The organism is Bacillus sp. E214 (assembly GCF_008087365.1).
Taxonomy (GTDB): Bacteria; Bacillota; Bacilli; order Bacillales; family Pradoshiaceae; genus Pradoshia.
On the sequence record NZ_VENN01000001.1, the window covers coordinates 1827711 to 1847474 of the forward strand.

General features: G+C 38.5%; 20 protein-coding genes. 6 read left to right on the forward strand and 14 right to left on the reverse strand.

Annotated features, from left to right (window positions below; translation table 11 throughout):
• Positions 1–5: 5 nt before the first annotated feature.
• A complete protein-coding gene (locus tag FHY47_RS08540; RefSeq protein ID WP_140462011.1) occupies positions 6–761 on the reverse strand; it encodes a metal ABC transporter ATP-binding protein in 756 nt (251 codons plus the stop codon).
• 147 nt (positions 762–908) lie between these two features.
• Between FHY47_RS08540 and FHY47_RS08545 the strand changes: the two genes are divergently transcribed.
• Complete coding sequence (locus FHY47_RS08545) at positions 909–1166, forward strand: DUF2624 family protein (protein WP_148630167.1); 258 nt, start codon at positions 909–911, stop codon at positions 1164–1166.
• Between the two features lie 37 nt (positions 1167–1203).
• On the opposite strand, the gene FHY47_RS08550 is transcribed toward FHY47_RS08545, so the two are convergent.
• Positions 1204–2100: a deoxyribonuclease IV gene (locus FHY47_RS08550; RefSeq protein ID WP_148630169.1), complete on the reverse strand. Its 897-nt coding sequence runs from the start codon at positions 2098–2100 to the stop codon at positions 1204–1206.
• A 14-nt stretch (positions 2101–2114) separates the two neighbouring features.
• A complete protein-coding gene (locus FHY47_RS08555; RefSeq protein ID WP_225983608.1) occupies positions 2115–3410 on the reverse strand; it encodes a DEAD/DEAH box helicase in 1296 nt (431 codons plus the stop codon).
• A 210-nt stretch (positions 3411–3620) separates the two neighbouring features.
• Between FHY47_RS08555 and vrrA the strand changes: the two genes are divergently transcribed.
• Positions 3621–4229, forward strand: coding sequence for a VrrA/YqfQ family protein (vrrA, locus tag FHY47_RS08560; protein ID WP_139892582.1), 609 nt, complete (start codon positions 3621–3623; stop codon positions 4227–4229).
• 148 nt (positions 4230–4377) lie between these two features.
• Entirely contained in the window at positions 4378–5319 is a 942-nt protein-coding gene (locus tag FHY47_RS08565; RefSeq protein WP_066105183.1) for a 4-hydroxy-3-methylbut-2-enyl diphosphate reductase, read from the forward strand.
• A 296-nt stretch (positions 5320–5615) separates the two neighbouring features.
• Here FHY47_RS08565 and FHY47_RS08570 read toward each other — a convergent pair whose 3' ends face one another.
• Positions 5616–6737: a Nif3-like dinuclear metal center hexameric protein gene (locus FHY47_RS08570; RefSeq protein WP_148630171.1), complete on the reverse strand. Its 1122-nt coding sequence runs from the start codon at positions 6735–6737 to the stop codon at positions 5616–5618.
• The gene (locus FHY47_RS08575; RefSeq protein WP_066105189.1) at positions 6737–7444 is read right to left on the reverse strand and encodes a tRNA (adenine(22)-N(1))-methyltransferase; all 708 of its coding nucleotides are present in this window, start codon (positions 7442–7444) and stop codon (positions 6737–6739) included. The genes FHY47_RS08570 and FHY47_RS08575 overlap by 1 nt, the downstream gene beginning before the upstream one ends.
• A 201-nt stretch (positions 7445–7645) precedes the next feature.
• Between FHY47_RS08575 and FHY47_RS08580 the strand changes: the two genes are divergently transcribed.
• The 3 genes from FHY47_RS08580 to FHY47_RS08590 are packed head-to-tail and all read left to right on the forward strand — an operon-like array spanning position 7646 to position 10358.
• Positions 7646–8449, forward strand: a complete 804-nt coding sequence (locus FHY47_RS08580) for a GDSL-type esterase/lipase family protein (RefSeq protein ID WP_066105191.1) — start codon at positions 7646–7648, stop codon at positions 8447–8449.
• A gap of 3 nt (positions 8450–8452) precedes the next feature.
• Positions 8453–9373 (forward strand): ABC transporter ATP-binding protein, encoded by a 921-nt coding sequence (locus FHY47_RS08585; RefSeq protein ID WP_066105192.1) that lies wholly within the window; start codon positions 8453–8455, stop codon positions 9371–9373.
• Positions 9366–10358 (forward strand): ABC transporter permease, encoded by a 993-nt coding sequence (locus FHY47_RS08590; protein ID WP_066105195.1) that lies wholly within the window; start codon positions 9366–9368, stop codon positions 10356–10358. Before FHY47_RS08585 ends, FHY47_RS08590 begins: the two co-directional genes overlap by 8 nt.
• 134 nt (positions 10359–10492) lie before the next feature.
• Here FHY47_RS08590 and cccA read toward each other — a convergent pair whose 3' ends face one another.
• The 9 genes from cccA to FHY47_RS08635 all read right to left on the reverse strand — a co-directional run bounded on the left by cccA (position 10493) and on the right by FHY47_RS08635 (position 19231).
• The gene (cccA, locus tag FHY47_RS08595) at positions 10493–10849 is read right to left on the reverse strand and encodes a cytochrome c550 (RefSeq protein WP_066105198.1); all 357 of its coding nucleotides are present in this window, start codon (positions 10847–10849) and stop codon (positions 10493–10495) included.
• A gap of 382 nt (positions 10850–11231) precedes the next feature.
• Positions 11232–12368, reverse strand: a complete 1137-nt coding sequence (rpoD, locus tag FHY47_RS08600; protein WP_066105200.1) for an RNA polymerase sigma factor RpoD — start codon at positions 12366–12368, stop codon at positions 11232–11234.
• Positions 12369–12405: 37 nt separating this feature from the next.
• Positions 12406–14223: a DNA primase gene (gene dnaG, locus FHY47_RS08605; protein ID WP_148630173.1), complete on the reverse strand. Its 1818-nt coding sequence runs from the start codon at positions 14221–14223 to the stop codon at positions 12406–12408.
• A gap of 41 nt (positions 14224–14264) precedes the next feature.
• Positions 14265–14756, reverse strand: a complete 492-nt coding sequence (locus FHY47_RS08610; protein ID WP_066105206.1) for a YaiI/YqxD family protein — start codon at positions 14754–14756, stop codon at positions 14265–14267.
• A gap of 245 nt (positions 14757–15001) precedes the next feature.
• Positions 15002–15808, reverse strand: a complete 807-nt coding sequence (locus FHY47_RS08615; protein ID WP_066105209.1) for a pyruvate, water dikinase regulatory protein — start codon at positions 15806–15808, stop codon at positions 15002–15004.
• Between the two features lie 44 nt (positions 15809–15852).
• On the reverse strand, positions 15853–16488 hold the full coding sequence (ccpN, locus tag FHY47_RS08620; protein ID WP_175354274.1) for a transcriptional regulator CcpN: 636 nt from the start codon (positions 16486–16488) through the stop codon (positions 15853–15855).
• A gap of 138 nt (positions 16489–16626) precedes the next feature.
• A complete protein-coding gene (locus tag FHY47_RS08625; RefSeq protein WP_066105215.1) occupies positions 16627–18009 on the reverse strand; it encodes a glycine--tRNA ligase in 1383 nt (460 codons plus the stop codon).
• 295 nt (positions 18010–18304) lie between these two features.
• Positions 18305–19057 carry a DNA repair protein RecO gene (gene recO, locus FHY47_RS08630; protein ID WP_066105218.1) on the reverse strand — a complete coding sequence of 251 codons (753 nt, stop codon included), beginning with the start codon at positions 19055–19057 and terminating at the stop codon, positions 18305–18307.
• A 30-nt stretch (positions 19058–19087) separates the two neighbouring features.
• Positions 19088–19231 carry a YqzL family protein gene (locus FHY47_RS08635; protein ID WP_066105219.1) on the reverse strand — a complete coding sequence of 48 codons (144 nt, stop codon included), beginning with the start codon at positions 19229–19231 and terminating at the stop codon, positions 19088–19090.
• Between the last annotated feature and the right edge of the window lie 533 nt (positions 19232–19764).

Sequence of the window (19764 nt, forward strand, 5' to 3'; positions counted from 1 at the left end):
CCAAATTAATGATCATGTGTTAATGTATAAACATCATGGCCATAAAAAGCTGACATATCCTTATCATCTAAATGTTCATATTCACATGTATTCCCGTGAAAATGCAATTGTTTATTTAGACAAGCAATATGAGTGACCTTTTCTGTAATGGTACCAGTATCATGAGTAACCAAAATAAGTGTCAATCCAAGGTTACGGTTTAAATCGTATAGTAGGTCATAAAAATTAGTAACATTCTTTACATCTACACCAACTGTAGGTTCATCCAGTATTAACATAGCAGGATCGCTGACCAGTGCTCTTGCAATGAATACCCGTTGTTGCTGACCGCCCGATAATTCTCCAATTGGTCTTTTGATGAAATCCTGCATTCCTACTTCTTTGAGCGCTTTCACCACTTTTTGGCGATGAGTTTTATTATAGAAACGAAAAAGTCCTATTTTCTTCGTTAATCCGCTTGCTACAACTTCTTCCACTGTAGCTGGGAAACCACTGTTAAAGGAATTGGCCTTTTGTGATACATAGCCAATTTTCTCCCAATGTTTAAATTTGTTTATTTTCTCACCGAATAAGAAAATTTCTCCTTGCTGTACTTTATTTAATCCAAGCATCAGCTTCAGCAATGTTGATTTGCCAGAACCATTCGGTCCGACAATAGCGAGGAAATCTCCATCCTTGACGGATAAATTAATATCTTCCAGAACGTTTTCTCTCTCATATTTATAAGTAACATGTTCAATTTTAATTAAGTCATTATTCATAATCGGCCACCTGTTAATAAGAATGATTACGATTTATCTCAAGTAGTATACAGGACAATTTCAGTAAAGTAAACACATTTACTTAATATTGTATAATTTAGTTCATTTTTTTCTGTCCTTTTCATATGGTAAACATGGGGTGGTAATTTGAAGCTATTTGAAAGCATTGTTAACTTAAAAATCAATCGTATCACTGCCAGTGAATTGCTTGATTTTGCCGGGCAGAATGGTTTAACTTTAACAAAAACGGAAGCTGAGGAAATAACCAAACTAATCCGGGGGAAATCCGTTAATATTTTTGATCAGACTGAACGAAAACAGCTTTTAAAAAATATCGAGAAAATTACTGGTGCTGAGAAAGCGCAGAGAATCGAGAAAATATTCTATAGCATGACCGGAATTTAAAAAGGAAGCAGTACATCTGTACTGCTTCCCCTTCTCTTTATACCGTTTGTCCAAGCATGGAAGCTTGAAAATCTACCCAAGCTCCATCTCTTAGCATATCAATTTCATGTTTATACGGTGCTTTTTTGTTTGTTTTATCCGTACCCACAAATGGAGTCTCCAATATTTTTGGTACAGAGCTTAATTGTGGATGATGGACAATGTAATGAAGAGGCTGAAAACCAATCTTTCCATACCCGATATTTTCATGTCGGTCTTTTCTCATTCCACATTCATTTTTACTGTCATTAATATGCAGCACTTTAATACGATCTGCACCGACAGTTTTATCAAAATGATTTAAAACGCCATCAAAATCATTCACAATATCATAACCCGCATCATGCGTATGACAAGTATCAAAGCAAACACTCAGCTTATCATTGTGTGTAACTCCATCGATAATCATCGCTAATTCTTCAAAGCTTCTTCCACACTCTGAGCCCTTTCCGGCCATCGTTTCTAATGCGATTTGGACTTTTTGATCAGGGGTAATGACTTCATTTAATCCCTCGATGATCTTTTTAATACCTACTTCTGAACCTTCTCCGACATGAGCACCTGGATGCAATACAATTTGGTAGGCCCCCAGAGCTTCCGTCCGTTCGATTTCCGAACGAAGAAAATCAACACCCAATTGGAAAGTAGCGGGATTTACTGCGTTACCGATATTGATAATATAAGGAGCATGGACAACGATATCGCTCATTCCATTTTCCTCCATATGCAATAGGCCTGCTGCAATATTTAAATCCTCGATTTTCTTTCTTCTTGTGTTTTGAGGAGCGCCTGTATAAATCATAAATGTATTGGCACCATAAGAAGCTGCTTCTTCACTTGCGCCTAAAAGCATTTTCTTTCCGCTCATGGAAACATGTGATCCAATTTTAAGCATCCATTTGCCCCCTTTTATCTTTTCTTTAAGCGTCTTTCTCTCTTTTTGATTTTTTCTACTTCTGCTTTAACTTTCTTTTTATAGCCAGGCTTTACTTTACGTAAATGCTTAGAGAATTTACCATAATTCTTTACCTCACCGGCTGCTTTAGGTGAATTTTTACGTTTTTTACGCTTATTGCGGTCATCAATTTCAACCCATTCACCTTTTACTACGTCACGGTTGCTGAATGTTACACCCATGGATTCGAGTTTATTCAGAGCTTGATCATCCTTCTCTTCATAAAGGGTAACAGCGACTCCGGACATACCTGCGCGCGCTGTACGGCCACAGCGATGGATATAGAAATCCAAGTCCTGAGGAAGTTCATAGTTAATCACATGACTTACACCTTCAATATCAATACCTCTCGCTGCTAGGTCTGTCGCTACAACATATTGATATTTAAGAGCATTAATCTCTTTCATAACCCTTTTTCTTTCTCTTGCCGGTAAGTTACCGTGTAGTCTTCCTACCTGCAATCCCTTTTCAAGGAGGGCATCTGCCAGCTCATCTGCGTTTTGCTTTGTGTTAGCAAAAATAAGCACAAGGAAAGGATTTTGAAGTTCAATAATTGACTTAACCAATTGAACCTTGTCTCGGTGTCTAACAGGAACGAGAATGTGCTCCAATTTTTCTACAGACACTTTTGTCGGATCCACATGGATATGTTTCGGATTGTTCATATACTTTTTCAAGAATGGCTGTAGCTTTTCTGGAATTGTCGCAGAAAATACTAGCATTTGCAGCTTAGGAGCCATCCTTGAAGCGATTTTATCCACATCTTCCATAAATCCTAAATCAATCATTAAATCAGCTTCATCAACTACTAAAATATCGGCAGAAAAAACACTCAACGCATTTTCTTCCGATAAATCTTTAATACGACCAGGTGTACCGATCACAAGCTGTGGTTGAACGGTGAGCTTGTCAATTGAACGTTGTTTATCTGTTCCACCTACATAGCTTTTTATATGAATTTGTTTATCTTCAGGAAATTTCTCATTCAAAGAAACAGCAGCTTTATAAATTTGGGCCGCTAATTCTCTCGTCGGTGCCGTAATTACAGCCTGTACTTCCATCTTTTCCTGATTGATTTTAGCCATGATCGGCAATAGAAAAGAATGGGTTTTTCCAGTGCCAGTTTGTGACTGCCCTATAATACTCTTACCGCTAAATACAGCTGGAATGACTCTTTCCTGTATGATTGTCGGCTCCTTAAATCCTACCTTCTCAACAGCTTCCAATACATATTCGGGTAACTTAAACATTTTAAATGAACTCATTTTTTACCAACTTTCTGACATGCTTACAAGCTTTTTAGCAACTATCCTTCTCATATTACCTTATGTGAAGGACTAATAACAAGTTTTTGTAGATTAAAAGCCTATTCTTTCATATATTCGCACTTTACCGTCCCTAACTGACATATTCTATTATGGGAACTTAAGTAAAATATTGAATAGAAAGGAGGGTTAAATATGCCGCCTATGAGACCACCCATTTTCGGCCCGCCACGAGGACCAGGCTTTATCAGAGGTTCTGCCCCACCACAATTTAATACAAGAGGATTATTCGGTCCACCTATGCCAAGGAGAGGAATTCCTTTTGGAGCAGCAAGTGCTCCCAAGCAAGGAGGAGGATTTCTGGCTTCTTTGTTTGGCAGAGGAGGAGGTTCCGGCTTGGCACAGGGTGCCGGTACAGCTGCTAAAGCTGCCGGAGGAGGTTCCACTTTAACAAATTTTATGAACAGTACGCAAAAGGTGTTAGCAGCAGGGGAACGTGTGGTACCAATGGTTCGCCAAGTTCAGCAATATGGACCTTTAATTAAAAATTTACCATCCATGTGGAAAATTTATCGGGGATTAAATGCAACTACAGCAGAAGATCAAGAAGAAGCTATCGATCAGGTCGACTCAAACATTTTGGAGTCATCCAACCATATAGAATCTTCAGCTTCTCTTAAAAGCTCTAAAAAGGAAAAGAATGAATCTAGCGAAATAGACTATTCACACGAGCTTCCTGGAAGCACAATAATAAAATCGAAACCTCAAAATGTGAAACCATCCCTGCCAAAGCTTTTCATCTAACTATACAGCGCCCCTAAAAGGAGCGCTTTTCTACATATGCAATATCTCCCGAAGGATTTCTTTTTGTAAGTTTTTAATCACTCGCTTATAATATAAGAAACACTCCATCTGTCAAACAGACATGGAGCAAGGAGGTTTTTTTGAATTAATGAAAGTAGTTAAAATTTCCCCAAGAGGATATTGTTACGGCGTTGTTGATGCGATGGTTATCGCCAGAAATGCCGCTTTAGATAAAACTTTGCCACGCCCTATTTATATTCTGGGTATGATTGTTCATAATCAGCATGTAACGGAAGCGTTTGAACAAGATGGGATTATCACCCTCGACGGCAAAGACCGTAAAGAAATAATCGAGAAGGTTGATTCCGGCACTGTCATCTTTACTGCTCACGGTATCTCACCTGAAGTAAGAGAAATTGCCAAACAAAAGGGGCTTGTAACGATTGACGCAACCTGTCCGGATGTAACAGCAACTCATAATTTAATTGAAGCAAAAGAAAAAGAAGGATATGATATCATTTATATCGGTAAGAAAGGCCACCCGGAACCTGAAGGCGCCGTTGGTGTAGCCCCGGATATCGTCCATCTCGTTGAGTCCAAACAAGATATTGATGACCTCACAATTGAAAACGAGAAAATCATTGTGACCAACCAAACAACTATGAGTCAGTGGGATGTTGCCGACTTAATAGATGAAGTTAAGAAAAAATATCCTGCAGCAGAAATTCATAAAGAAATTTGCATGGCTACTCAAGTCCGTCAGGAAGCTGTTGCTGAGCAAGCAAAAGACCTTGACGTTCTTATTGTAGTTGGAGATCCTAAGAGTAATAACTCAAACAGATTGGCACAGGTATCGGAAGAAATCGCCCATACAAAAGCCTATCGAATTGCTGATGTCAGCGAGTTGGAAATAGAATGGATTAAAGATGCTCAAGTAGTTGGTGTAACAGCTGGAGCATCCACACCAACACCTATTACCAAAGAAGTCATTACATTCTTGGAACAGTTCGACCCGGCTGATTCATCGACATGGAAAACGGAAAAGAAAGTACCTCTTTCCAAAATATTACCTAAAGTGAAAGTGAAATAATGCAATAGCTACAAAGAAAAAAGGACCCCTGGGTCCTTTTTTCTTTTTATTACTCTATCTTCAGGCCTTAACCGCTCGAGTCATCATAAGACAGGACGTTTTGGTCACAAAGACGTTGCCACACGACGTGGCGTTCTTAGTCTTTGTTCCTCAACCAGTCGTCTCAGCCTTTTAGTCAATCCAGCTTCGACGGCTAGAAGCTCAGGACATAAGCATGACCTCTACAGGAGGAAAGAACACCTCCTTCCGAGCCCCTGTCTTATGCTCCTCGCTTCTGGGCAAGCCGCCTCAGCTTTTTAGATTACCTGGAATGGATTTGTGTCTATTTCTGATGCGATAAATTCTACCTCATAGCCAGCGTTTTTGCATAGGGAGGTCATTTTTTGGGAGACGCCCTGTTTCATAATTTTTTCAACATTATGGCCAGGGTCAATGATATTCATGCCTTCTTGTTTAAAATCAACGGCTGTATGGTAATAAATATCTCCAGTAATAAATACGTCAGCACCAGCAAATTGAGCTGTTCTTACAAATTTATCACCGTCTCCGCCTAAAACAGCTACCTTCTTCACTATCGCGTCCAGATTCCCGATTACACGAACAGAAGTTACATCCAGTGCCTGTTTGACATGCTCTGCATATTCTCTTAAAGACATAGCCTCTGAGATAGCACCTACTCGACCTAAACCAAATTCCTTACCTGACTCGTTTTCAAGAACATACAAATCGTAAGCGACTTCTTCGTAAGGATGAGCTTTGAGCATTGCTTTTACGACTTTGTTTGTAATAGATTCCGGAACAATTACTTCTATTTTTACTTCTTCTACGTGTTCAAACTCGCCAGAAGACCCAATATACGGATCTGCCTCTTGATTTGGCTTAAATCTACCCGTGCCTGATAGGGTAAAACTGCAATGACTGTAATTGCCCAAATTGCCTGCACCAGCTTTTCCTAATGCTTCACGCACTTCAGTTTCAGCTGAAGTAGGCGTATATACGGCTAATTTGTAAAGTTTTTCTCGATGGGTAACCTTCAAAACAGAAGTATTCTCTAGTCCCAATGCATCAGCAAGCATATCATTGACCCCGCCCTCCGCGATGTCTAGATTCGTATGCGCTGCATACAGAGCAATATCATTTTTAATTAATTTTTCAATCGTTCTCCCTGCAGGCTGATCAGGGATGATTTTTTTTAATGGCCGAAAAATTAACGGGTGATGTGCAATTATTAAATCTACACCTTGATTTACAGCTTCATCAACCACTTCTTCCGTTACATCCAATGCCACAATAACTTTCTTTACTTTTTTAGCAAGACTACCTACCTGCAATCCAATTGGATCTCCATCCTCAGCTAAATATTTGGGAGAAAAGCTTTCAAAAAGCTGGATGACTTCATAACCATTCGGTGTTTTCATTATTGAAGCGCCTCCTCTACCAACTCTATGGATTTTTGGATTTCTTCTTTCTTTTCCTGAGTCCGTTCGTTTTCACTGGACTCTATTTGTTTCAAAATCTTATTCCAATGCTTTAACTCCATTGTCCACTTTTTCATAAAGATAGGATTCTTTTCTTTCAATAAAAATGGCCCCATTAATTCTGCTGCTTCAAAAGGTAATTCTCGATAAGACTTCAATGGCTCTCCTTTTTCCGCTACTAAAATTTCATATATTTTTTCGTCCTCTTCCAGGATTTCTTCCGCTTTCAATTCCCAACCCTCGGCAATCAGCCATTTCCGGATAAACTGAGCACCAATATTGGGTTGAAGAATTAAGGTCTCCCGTCCTGATAGTTTAGATTTTCCGTTTTCTAAAATACTCGTTATTAAAGACCCACCCATACCGCATATTGTAATGGATGTTACTTCTCCATGAGATATGACTTCCAGCCCATTTCCTTTACGAACGGATATAGAGTCTTCTAGCTTAGATTCCCTCACCTGGCTTAACGCAGATTGAAACGGACCTTCCACTACTTCTCCTGCAATAGCTTTTTGCACGATGCCTTCTTTAACTGCATAGCAAGGCAAATAAGCATGGTCAGATCCAATATCAGCCAAAACACTGCCCTTTGGCACATAGGAGGTTACTCGCGTTAATCTTTTTGATAATTTATCTACATTCATTACTTCATACTCCACTCTTAATAGGAATTCATTTATTTCTTTAGTATAAGAAAACTCATCCCCTATTGCAAAGGACTTTCTTCAGAACATATTTTTCAGCCAAAATATTCCTCCTTGTTTCAATATTTTGGTTTAATAGAGATAGGAACGTGAAAACTGAAACTATATCAACATCCAAACTATAGTAAAGCAGGTGCGTAAATGAGAAAAAGGTGGGTAACCGGTACAATCCTTATCATTAGTTTACTGACAACGTTTCTATTACTCGTTGGCTTTATTCAGGGTACCAGGGCAGTTATAAACCCTAAGGAGATTAATCAGTATAAAACGGTAAAAGAGAAAGAGCCGCTTACTAAAAAAGACACCACAAAATTGTCTATTGTTGCTCTTGGCGATTCTTTAACTCGAGGTGTTGGCGATGATAGCGGAGATGGATATGTAAAAAGATTAAGCACCAAATTAACAGAGGACTATAATCAGAAGATTAGCTTGTCCAACCTCTCAATCAGCGGAGCTAAAACAACCGATTTACTAACCCTTCTTGATACTTCAGGCACCAAGCATACTCTTAAGAATGCTGATTTAATAGTTATGACAATTGGAGGAAATGATCTCTTTCCCGGTGTCGAAACATTAACAACCAACCTCGCTGAATATATACCAGATACAAATACTTTTGTTAATAACAGCAAGAAAATTATCGAGATAATCCGGTCAAATAATGCGGATGCACCTATCTATTGGATCAGCCTGTACAATCCCTTTGAAGAATTCAAGGAATTAGGGGACACGTCTAAGTTTGTTATTGACTGGAATCACCAGCTGCAAACATTAGCTACCCAATACCCCGAATTACATATCATTCCGGTATTTGACTTATTTCAGGGTCAAGGAAAAAACTTTTTGTACACGGATCATTTTCATCCAAATAAAAAAGGCTACGAGGCTATATCAGAACGATTAATCCAGTCCATCGCAAGCCAACAACAGTTGGGAGGGGATTGATTAATGAGTCAATCTGTATTAAAAGTAGATCATTTAACCAAAGTCATTAAGGGAAATCACCTTGTTGAAGATATCAGCTTTGAAGTGAAGCATGGAGAAGTTTTTGGTTTTTTAGGGCCTAACGGTGCAGGTAAGACAACTACCATCCGAATGCTGGTCGGTTTAATTAAACCAACAAAAGGAACCATTACAATTGCTGGTTACAACCTGCGAACATCATTTAAGCAAGCCATGCGCCAGGTAGGCTCGATTGTAGAAAACCCCGAGCTCTATACGTATCTGACAGGCTGGGAAAATCTCAAACAGTTTGCCCGGATGCTCGGAGATGTCCCGGATAACAGAATCGAGGATATTATAAGGCAGGTAAATCTTGAAAGCAGAATACACGACAAAGTTAAAACTTATTCTCTTGGGATGAAGCAACGCCTTGGAATTGCCCAAGCGTTACTAGGAAATCCGCAATTATTAATATTAGATGAACCTACTAATGGCCTTGATCCATCGGGAATACGGGAATTACGTGAATTTGTCCGTTATTTAGTTGAAACAGAAGGTATCAGCGTATTTATATCCAGTCACTTATTAAGTGAAATCCAATTAATGTGTGACCGGGTAGCCATTATCAATAAAGGAAAAATGATTACCGTTTCTACGGTTAAGGATTTACTTGATCATTCCAGAGACAGGGTCGAGTGGAAGGTCACTCCTATAAGAGAAGCATATGACCTATTGAAAACAAAAGAAAACATACAAGATCTACAAATAAAAGATAATCTGCTGATTTGCAGTTTACAATCGGATTTAATCAGTACATACAATCGATTATTGATTGAAAATGGGATTAACGTACATTCTGTTTATGAAAAGACATTAACCTTAGAGGATCTATTTATGGAGCTGACAGGGGGAATCAATCATGATTGAGTTCGGTAAACTCGTATTTAACGAAGCAGAAAAAATAATTAAAAAGCGGCGTATTGCGGTTATCATCCTAATCCTGTTAGTTCTGATTCCAATTTTCCTTTATGCTCAAAACCAACAGACAAAAGAAACTGAGAAACGGATGGGTACAGATGACTGGCGCGTTGTTCTTCAGCAGAGAATTGTCGAAGGTCAGAACCGCCTTAGCAGTACCGGGATATCAGAAGAGTGGAAACATTATTTAAGCATTCAGGTTAAACAGCAACAATACTATTTGGAGCATGATATTAATCCAAGCTCTCCGGGTGCTCCAACATTTGTAAGGGAGTTCCTAAAGCAGGGAATCGGCATGTTTATACCTTTACTCGTGATGATAGTGGCGATTGATATAATCAGCGGAGAGCGCAGTGACGGCACAATAAAATTATTGCTAACCCGACCTGTGAAAAGGTGGAAGATTCTTTTAAGCAAATATGTGACACTGCTCCTATTTATTTCATTAATTGTTTTAATTGTTATAGCTATGGCTTATTTGTTAGCTGGAATATTCTTTAATTTTTCGGGCTGGAAATTACCGATAGCGACAGGGTTCGAATATGCTAATGGCAACTTGATTACTGATTCCATCCGGCTCATTCCACAGTGGCAATATATTTTAATGTCAGCAGGACTCGTTTGGTATGTCAGCGTTATCGTAGGTACAATCGCTCTTATGGTCTCTATACTGATTCGTAACACGCCTGGTGGTATGGGGGTTATGTTTGCTTCCCTTATTGCAGGCGCTATTTTAAAAGGATTTGCAACGGCCTGGGATGGGGCAAAATATATTTACAGTGTGAATATGGAATTAATCGACTATCTATCAGGTAGTATGCCCATGGTTGATGGAATGACTTTACCTTTCTCCTTGTCCATTTTAGCAATATGGGGACTTGGCGCCCTGCTTGTTTCCTTTATTGTATTTACCCGACAGGATATGCTTAGCTAATGTAAAGAACTTTCCACTTAAGCAAGCTTATTCTCAAATAACAGAAAAAGACAAAAACAGGCTAAGGAAAACGAAATCGTTTCCTTAACCTGTTTTTAAAATAGGGAACCTCTTTTAGAGTCCCGCTCGTATACTTATTTTAAGCCAGCTATAAACTCAACCATATCGTCAACTTTGTCTTCTGGGACAAGTCCGCCAGGCATCATGCCTTTACCATTTACGATACGATCTTTAATAAGCTCTTTATCCGTAACCCCAGTTAGCTTCGGACCTGCTCCACCTTCATAATTACCGCCATGACAAGATAAGCATTGTGCTTTATAAATGTCTTCAGGTTTATCAGCACTTGCTGTTTCTTCTGTTTTTCCACCTTCTTCTTTCTCCTTGGCCATTTTATCAGCATCCCCAAGGCCCTTAATGGATAAGAAAAAGACTAGTGTAAGACCAATCACCATAATTAAAATGTATGGCATAAATGCATTGTTTTTCATAGTAGTTCCCCTCCCCTATGTAAATACTAATTAACCATCAACTTACATTTACCCTTCTTTATTTTACTGTAAAAACCAATTTTGGAAAAGTTATAACTTGCATTTTCTTCAAAGTTTTCCATAGTTTCTACAATTCAAATCAATTTTCGGGATAACATTCCCAGTCAATGACATGGTATTTCTCTATATTCCACCCCACTGAAAACTCTTTACATACACTCCCCTAAGCCAGTTTATTGATTTCAAACAACATTAATATGTACTGATAAACCGAACCACTCGAGGTCAAAATGAATAGGTCTACTTTATTACAATAAAAAAACAGCTCTACTTAGAAAATCCAGTAGAGCTGTTTTATTTTCAAACCAATTTATGGTATATTCTATTCTAAGAAATCCTTAAGACGTTTACTGCGACTCGGATGGCGTAATTTACGAAGAGCTTTCGCTTCGATTTGTCGAATACGCTCACGTGTTACACCAAATACTTTACCAACCTCTTCCAATGTACGGGTTCTGCCATCATCTAACCCAAAACGTAAACGAAGAACATTCTCTTCACGGTCTGTTAAAGTATCCAATACATCTTCCAGCTGTTCTTTCAATAATTCATATGCTGCATGATCAGAAGGAGATGTGGCATCCTGGTCTTCAATGAAATCTCCCAGGTGAGAGTCATCTTCTTCACCAATTGGTGTTTCTAATGATACAGGTTCTTGAGCAATTTTTAAAATCTCGCGAACTTTTTCCGGTGTTAAGTCCATTTCTTCAGCTATCTCTTCTGGAGAAGGCTCGCGTCCTAAATCTTGAAGGAGCTGTCTTTGGACCCGGATTAGTTTATTAATGGTTTCTACCATATGCACCGGAATACGGATTGTTCTGGCTTGGTCAGCAATAGCACGAGTGATAGCTTGTCTGATCCACCATGTTGCATACGTACTGAATTTGAAACCTTTACGGTAGTCAAATTTCTCAACTGCTTTAATTAACCCCATATTACCTTCCTGAATCAAATCAAGGAACAACATGCCGCGTCCTACGTATCTTTTCGCAATGCTGACAACGAGACGAAGGTTAGCTTCCGCCAGACGTCTTTTCGCTTCTTCATCGCCTTCTTCTATACGCTCTGCCAAAACAATTTCTTCTTCAGCAGATAATAGATCAACACGACCAATTTCCTTTAGGTACATGCGTACAGGGTCATTAATTTTTACACCTGGAGGAACACTTAGATCATTTAAATCAAACTCTTCTTCTTTTTCAAGTTCTTGAGTCCCTGGATTATCATCAGCATCACTTTCATTCACTATATCAATACCCTGTTCTCCAAGATATTCATAAAATTCATCCATTTGTTCTGAATCAAGCACGAAGCTGGAAAGTCTCTCTGCTACATCCTCATAGGTAAGGCGGTTTCGCTTTTTCCCTAGCTCTGTAATAAATTCTTTTACCTGATCTAATGTCATTTCTGTGTTGTTATCTACTTCTTTTTCTTTGGAACGTGCTGACTTTTCAGCCATTTGTTCCCCTCCTTCTCAATCCACTTCTTATTTAAAGTCATAAAGAATTTCTTAACGAGATGAGCTCGATTCCTAATTCGACAGCACGGCTTGTGTCCTGTCTTCTTGTGGCCTCAAGTAGCTCTGCCTCTTTTTCCTTAATGACTAATAATTTTTGATATTTAGTGATTTGGTGGACATAATCATTTAATTCCTGTTCACTCGGATCGTGATTATAGGTCATCATTTCGATTTCTGTTACAATCTTACGTAAATTTGGATCCGGAAGAAAATGCAGAAACAAACTTGTATCAGCTTCGTGGTCTTCTTCATAAAAAGCAAATAAATACGTAATAATGGCCTGGTGATCATCCACTATCATCTGATTTTCTCCAAGCATTTTTTGAATACGAAATGCAAGTTCACGATCATGGAGCATTAAAGCCAGCAAAGTCTCCTCTGCTTTTATATAAGCAGGTTTCATCCGATTATCCCTACGCACAGTAGTAAATGCTTGCATTTGGTTATTCGGATTAGGAGAGTTTTTTGCCTTCTTATTATGTTTACCCACTTTGCTCTGTTGATTAAGCAAAGAATCAAGAGAAAGTGTGAATTCTGTAGCAATTTGCCTCAAATAAAATTCTCTTTCCACTTCACTATCAAGCTTTGCTGTTTCACGAAGGACTTGATCGATGTAGTCCATCTTATCTCCTTCGTTTGCAAAGTTCTTCCCTCTTTTATGGTAAATCATTTTAAAAGAGATATACGTATGAGCGGCCCCTATTATATCATTTTGGAATTTTTCTTCTCCAAATTCCTTGATATAGTCATCGGGATCATACCCATTAGGCATGACTGCAATTTTCACCTGACAGCCGCTCTCCCGGATCAAATCAGCCGTTTTATTTGCTGCCTCTATCCCCGGGGCATCCGAATCATAACAGATGATAATGGTATCTGTACTTCGTTTAAGCAATTGAAGGTGCTGTTCCGTTAATGCTGTACCCATCGTTGCAACACCATTGTGTACCTCTGCACGATCTGCAGATATACAATCAGCAAATCCTTCAAACAAGATAGCTGCGCCTTTTTTTCTTATAAACGGGCGAGCCAGATGATAGTTATATACTATTTTGCTCTTGTTAAATAGAGGTGTCTCAGGACTATTTAAATACTTTGGTTCATCACCGGCTGCAAGCGCTCTTCCAGAAAAAGCAATTGTTTTACCTTGCCTGTCAAAGATCGGAAACATAATTCTATTTCGGAATCGATCGAAATAATTCTGTCCGTCTTCCCGTTTAACCAGCAAACCTGCTTTTTCCATACGTTCGATTGAAAAGTTTCGCTTCTTTAGGAAATTATGCACATAATCCCAGGAATCCAATGAGTACCCTATCTGAAATTTTTCTATGGATTCCATTGTAAATCCACGACTCAGCAGATATTCCAGGGCGTCCTGACCCTGTTTTGTATTTACAAGCAAATGATGGTAAAATTTCCTTAACAGCTCATGTGCTTCCTTCATATCATCGAGTTCATGACGGGGCTTTGTCCCATCCGAAGATTCATTTTCATGAATATCTAATGGTATATTGGCCCTTTCAGCCAAACTTTTTGCAGCTTCTGTGAAGGAATATCCTTCTATGTCCATTAAAAATGTAAATACATTCCCTCCGGCACCACATCCAAAACAATGGAAGATTTGTTTATCAGGGGCTACAGAAAATGATGGACTGTTTTCATTATGAAATGGACATAGACCAAAGTAATTTCGACCTTGTTTTTTTAGCTGAACATATTCACCAACGACATCAGCGATATCATTTTTATTGCGAATTGCGTTCACCGTTTCTTCTGGTATTAATTGGTTTTTCAAATTTTAACACCTGTTTCATAATAAGCATGAATAACTTAATTCTATATCGGTCCCTGAAATCCTTCAATTTTCGACAATATTTTTTGTAATGCTTCCGAAAATTTATTTTTATCAAGGTCCTTTATTTTCCTTGGCCCTTTTTCATACTTGCCGGATCTCCTTGCTTTTGCATTCAAATGCCTGGTTTCAAGAAATGAATCAATTTCATTATCTGTTATCTCTTTACCTCTTGATGTTAAGACGTAAGCATGTTTAGCAAGACATCCTGCAGCCAATCCTATATCTTCAGTAATTACAATATCATGCCGCTTTAAATGATTTAATATATATAAATCTGCCGCATCTCTTCCCGGTTCTACCCATTTCCAGGTAACATCAGGATAACGGTCGGTAGTATTGGTATAGGCTGCCACAAAGTTAATATCTACTTCATATGGTTTGCATACGCTCAAAACCTCTTCTTTAACCGGGCAGGCATCCGCATCTACAAAAACCGTTAAACGACTCTTCCTTTGTATTTCTACATCTCTCATCTTAATCCTTCTTTTTTCCAGGCTGATTATCCATTTGTCGAATTATTTTTTTTAGGACTTCTTGACTTTTTGTTTTTTAAAAGCTTATTCTAGTTTATTCCTTTATAAATAACTCTAAACCTGATGAAAGGTATTTTATCACGATTTTTTATTATAAAATAAATCTTGTCAAATTGCCACACTTTTCACTCGTATAACATAATCCTATATTTTACATGTAAAAAACATGCTTCCGCATGCCTTTTTTATTGTTGTTTATTTACGATATTAACAATAATATTTGCAGTTTCTTCTACGGCCTTATTAGTTACATCAATAACTGGGCAATTTAATTTATTAACAATTGCTTCAAAGTAAGCTAATTCTTCTTTTATGCGATCCATATTTGCATAAACCGCACTATCATTCAATCCAAGAGACTTTAAACGTTCTTTTCTGATATTGTTTAATTTTTCACTGCTAATCGCCAATCCAATGCACTTATTAGGATTTATCTTGAATAATTCTTCAGGAGGTTCAACTTCTGGAACAAGCGGGACATTCGCCACCTTAAATCGTTTATGTGCCAAAAATTGAGATAAAGGAGTTTTTGAGGTACGTGATACACCCAATAGTACAATATCAGCCTTGACAATTCCTTTTGGATCTCTTCCATCATCATATTTCACTGCAAATTCAATTGCCTCAACACGCTTAAAATAATTTTCATCCAGCTTTCTAACCAATCCAGGTTCATTTAAAGCTTGTTCTCCAAACTTATTTTCAAGCGTATCGATGAAAGGTCCAATTATATCAAAGGATACGATCTCTTTTTCTGCAGCTTTTTTAGCCATATACTCGCGTATTTCCGGCTTTACCAATGTATAAGCAATAATTGCATTATCCATTTCAGCTAAGCTCAATACCTCATCAATGGTCGATATATCTTCCACGAATGGTATTCGCTTAAGCGTGATATTATGATTACTAAATTGACTCACTGCTGCCTTTGTCACAAGGTCAGCTGTTTCACCCACTGAATCCGAAACCACATATATGATAGATTGATTCATTGTCTCCTCCAGTAATGAATAATTTCTCTTTTATCTAAAATTGGTTAATGGTCGTCTCTCGCCAAACCAACAAACGCCTTTGTAATGTTTGTTTTAGTTAACCGGCCTGTGACTTCAAAGCCTTTTGGACTCTTTTTAACAACCGGTAGGGCATCAATCTGCTTATCGATTAATTTCTCTGCCACATCAATCAGCAAATCTTCTTTCGTACATATCGTAATATTAGGCATCCTTGTCATAATAATATGTACCGGAATACTGCTTAATTCCTGTTGACCGAGACTAGCTCTTAACAGATCTTTCCTGGAAAGAACACCAACAAGAAGCGACTCTTTATCCACAACAAATAAAGTACCCACATCTTCCAAAAACATGGTGCATATTGCATCATAAACAGATACACCTTCACTGACAACAATCGGTATAGACTGATAATCTCCGACCAATAGCTTTTTAAGATTATCCGTGAGCAATTGGGTTTCCGTCCTGCCTGTGTAGAAATACCCTACACGCGGCCTTGCATCCAAATAACCAGCCATTGTCAGAATCGCTAAGTCTGGGCGCAATGTTGCACGTGTTAAATTTAATTGTTCGGCAATATTTTCGCCTGTAATCGGCCCATTATCTTTAACAATTTGAAGGATCTGTTCTTGTCTTTTGCTTAGTTCGATCTTACTCACCACCCTAAAGTGCCCATATACTTAAATTATATAATTTAATTATAAACTATTTATCCATGAAGTGTAATAAATCCACTTAATTTAAAATAAGCCTGCCCAATAAGGGGACATCGCATTCCTTATTGAGCAAGCTTTACCTTAAAATTTAATTTTTGCTTGTAAAAAGGCTGGAAGTTCTTCGATACTGATACGAGTTTGCTCCATTGTATCACGGTCACGTACAGTTACTTGCTTATCCTCAACTGAATCAAAATCATATGTGATACAGAAAGGTGTTCCAATTTCATCATGACGACGATATCGTTTACCGATAGAACCAGCTTCATCATAGTCTACCATAAAGTCCTCTGACAGTTTGGCAAATACTTCTTTTGCCCCCTCAGAAAGCTTTTTGGACAACGGCAATACTGCAGCTTTGTATGGCGCCAGTGCCGGATGAAGATGCATTACCGTACGGGAAGTACCATCTTCAAGCTGTTCTTCTTCATATGCATCAATTAAGTAGGCCAATGTAACGCGGTCTGCTCCCAGAGATGGCTCAATACAATAAGGAATATACTTTTCGTTTGTCTCAGGATCCAAGTAGTTGAAGTCTTCTCCTGAATACTCCATATGTCTCTTTAAATCAAAGTCTGTACGAGAAGCAATCCCCCAAAGCTCTCCCCAGCCAAATGGGAATTTATATTCAAAATCAGTGGTTGCATTACTGTAATGAGATAGTTCTTCCTCCTCATGGTCACGAAGGCGGAAGTTTTCCTTTTTCATACCTAATGATAACAGCCAATTTTCAGCATAATCTTTCCAATATTGGAACCATTCCAGTTCAGAACCTGGTTTGCAGAAGAATTCCAATTCCATTTGTTCAAATTCACGTGTACGGAATGTAAAGTTACCTGGTGTAATCTCGTTACGGAAGCTCTTACCAACCTGAGCAATACCAAAAGGCAATTTCTTTCTCATTGTACGCTGTACGTTTTTAAAATTAACAAAAATACCTTGTGCTGTTTCAGGACGAAGGAAGATTTCATTTGTACTTGTTTCAGTAACACCCTGGAATGTTTTAAACATTAGGTTAAATTGTCTAATTTCCGTAAAATCCTTTGCTCCACAATCTGGACATGCAATATCATTCTCTTGAATCAATTCTTGCATTTTATCAAAAGATAAGCCATCCACGATCATTTCTGTACCTTTAGCTTGCAATGCATCCTCAATCAATTTATCCGCACGATGACGAGCTTTACATTTCTTACAATCAATCATTGGATCATTAAAGTTTCCGATATGACCGGAAGCCTCCCACGTACGTGGATTCATTAATATTGCAGAATCAAGGCCCACATTGTATGGTGATTCTTGAATAAACTTCTTCCACCATGCTTTTTTAATATTGTTTTTTACCTCTACGCCAAGAGGGCCATAATCCCACGTATTCGCAAGTCCTCCGTAGATTTCGGAGCCGGGAAAAATAAATCCTCTATGTTTCGCGTGTGACACAATTTGATCCATTGATACTGTCATATTCGTTCTCTCCTTTGTACAAATTAAAAAAACTCTCGTCTCTATGCTTTTTAAGAGCATAGGGACGAGAGTTAACCCGCGGTTCCACCCTATTTGCCGGTTTTCCGGCCACTTTGTATGCGTTACTCCAGACTGCCTTCTTTGGTTGATATGTTCCGGCTTACACCAGCCCCGGACTCGCTTGGCATATCGTAATCCAAATACTACTTTCCTTCACTGTAACTACATATTAATTTATCTCACATTCTATACAATAACGACCTACATTGTCAATACAATCATATAAAGGAAATGATTAAAAATTCCCTTTAAATTTATTCATTTGATTTAAAAAACGCTTTGCCTTTAATTCTACACCTAAGTACTCGCCATAGTACGCATCCAGGACTTTTCGGATTTCCTGTTTGGTCTCATCTTTAATAGATATGGTACCAAGGCGATTTAAGTCCATGTAATACAAGATACGCAAAATCCTAACGACAGCCGGTGATATCTTAATTTTATAAGGATCAATATGCTCGCATCGATGACATAATAACCCGCCTTCTCTTACAGAAAAGGAAAATGTACCGTCCTGTGCTCCACAATTCACGCATCGGCTTAACTCAGGTCCGAATCCAAAAACGTTTAACATCTTCAATTCGACTATATTCATAATGACTTCCGGATCATATTCCTCATTGATATAATGGAGCGATAAATAAATTAGGTCATATAAGGATGGGTGAGGTTTTCTCTCCTCTGTTCCTTTATCCAGTAATTCAGCGATAAAGGCAGCATAGGCAGTTAAGAAAATATCCTCACGAATGGAACGGAAGGATTCTTTGGTCTCCGCTTGCTGTAATTGACCCAGCCCACGGCTCGCCTGAAATAAATATGTACCATAATGAAACAACTGAGTGACAGCTGAGAAGCGGCTGTTTGGCTTTTTCGCTCCTCTAGCCATCACTCCAATTTTTCCAAATTCTCTGGTATATAACGTAATAATTTTATTTGTTTCACCATAGTCAGTACTGCGAATGACAATTCCTTCGCACTTTGTTAGCACGTCACTCACTCCAATATGACGGCAAGATTATTAAATTATAGGGATTTCCATTTCTTCGTGATCCTCTTTAATCACATCAGGTTGGCCTTCATTCTGTCTTTCAAGTTCCTTAAAAAGAAGATAAGTATCCACACTGCCGGTTTGTCTAAAAACATTCCAGGTAAAGCTAATCATACTTATTCCACCTTTCGTTCATAGAAACGCTAATTGTCTCCCCTTACCTAACATTAGCTTCACCAACCTGAAAAAAATCATGTGATTAAAAATTTACTAATTCCGTTTCCCTATATTGCCGAATAAAATTATTTTTCAATGGAAAAGCCTGAAGGAAGCAGGTTATGAAGACTTGGCCACAGGATGTGGCGTTTTTAGTCTTTGATCCTTGATTCAGACCCTACGTCCTGCTTTTTACGCAATTGAGCTTCGACTCCTAACTCCTCGAGTCATAAGTGTAGCCACTGCGGAGGCCTACACGATGTTGGTCACAAAGACGTTGCCACACGATGTGGCGTTCTTAGTCTTTGATCCTTGATTCAGCTCCTACGTCCTGCTTTTTATGCAATCGAGCTTCAGGGCCTAGGAGCTCGAGTCATAAGCAAATACTCTACGGGAGAAAAATCCTCCCTCCGAGTATTCGTCTTATGCTTGTCGCGGGCCTATAGGAAGTAGGTCATGAAGACGTTGCCACAGGACGTGGCGTTTTTAGT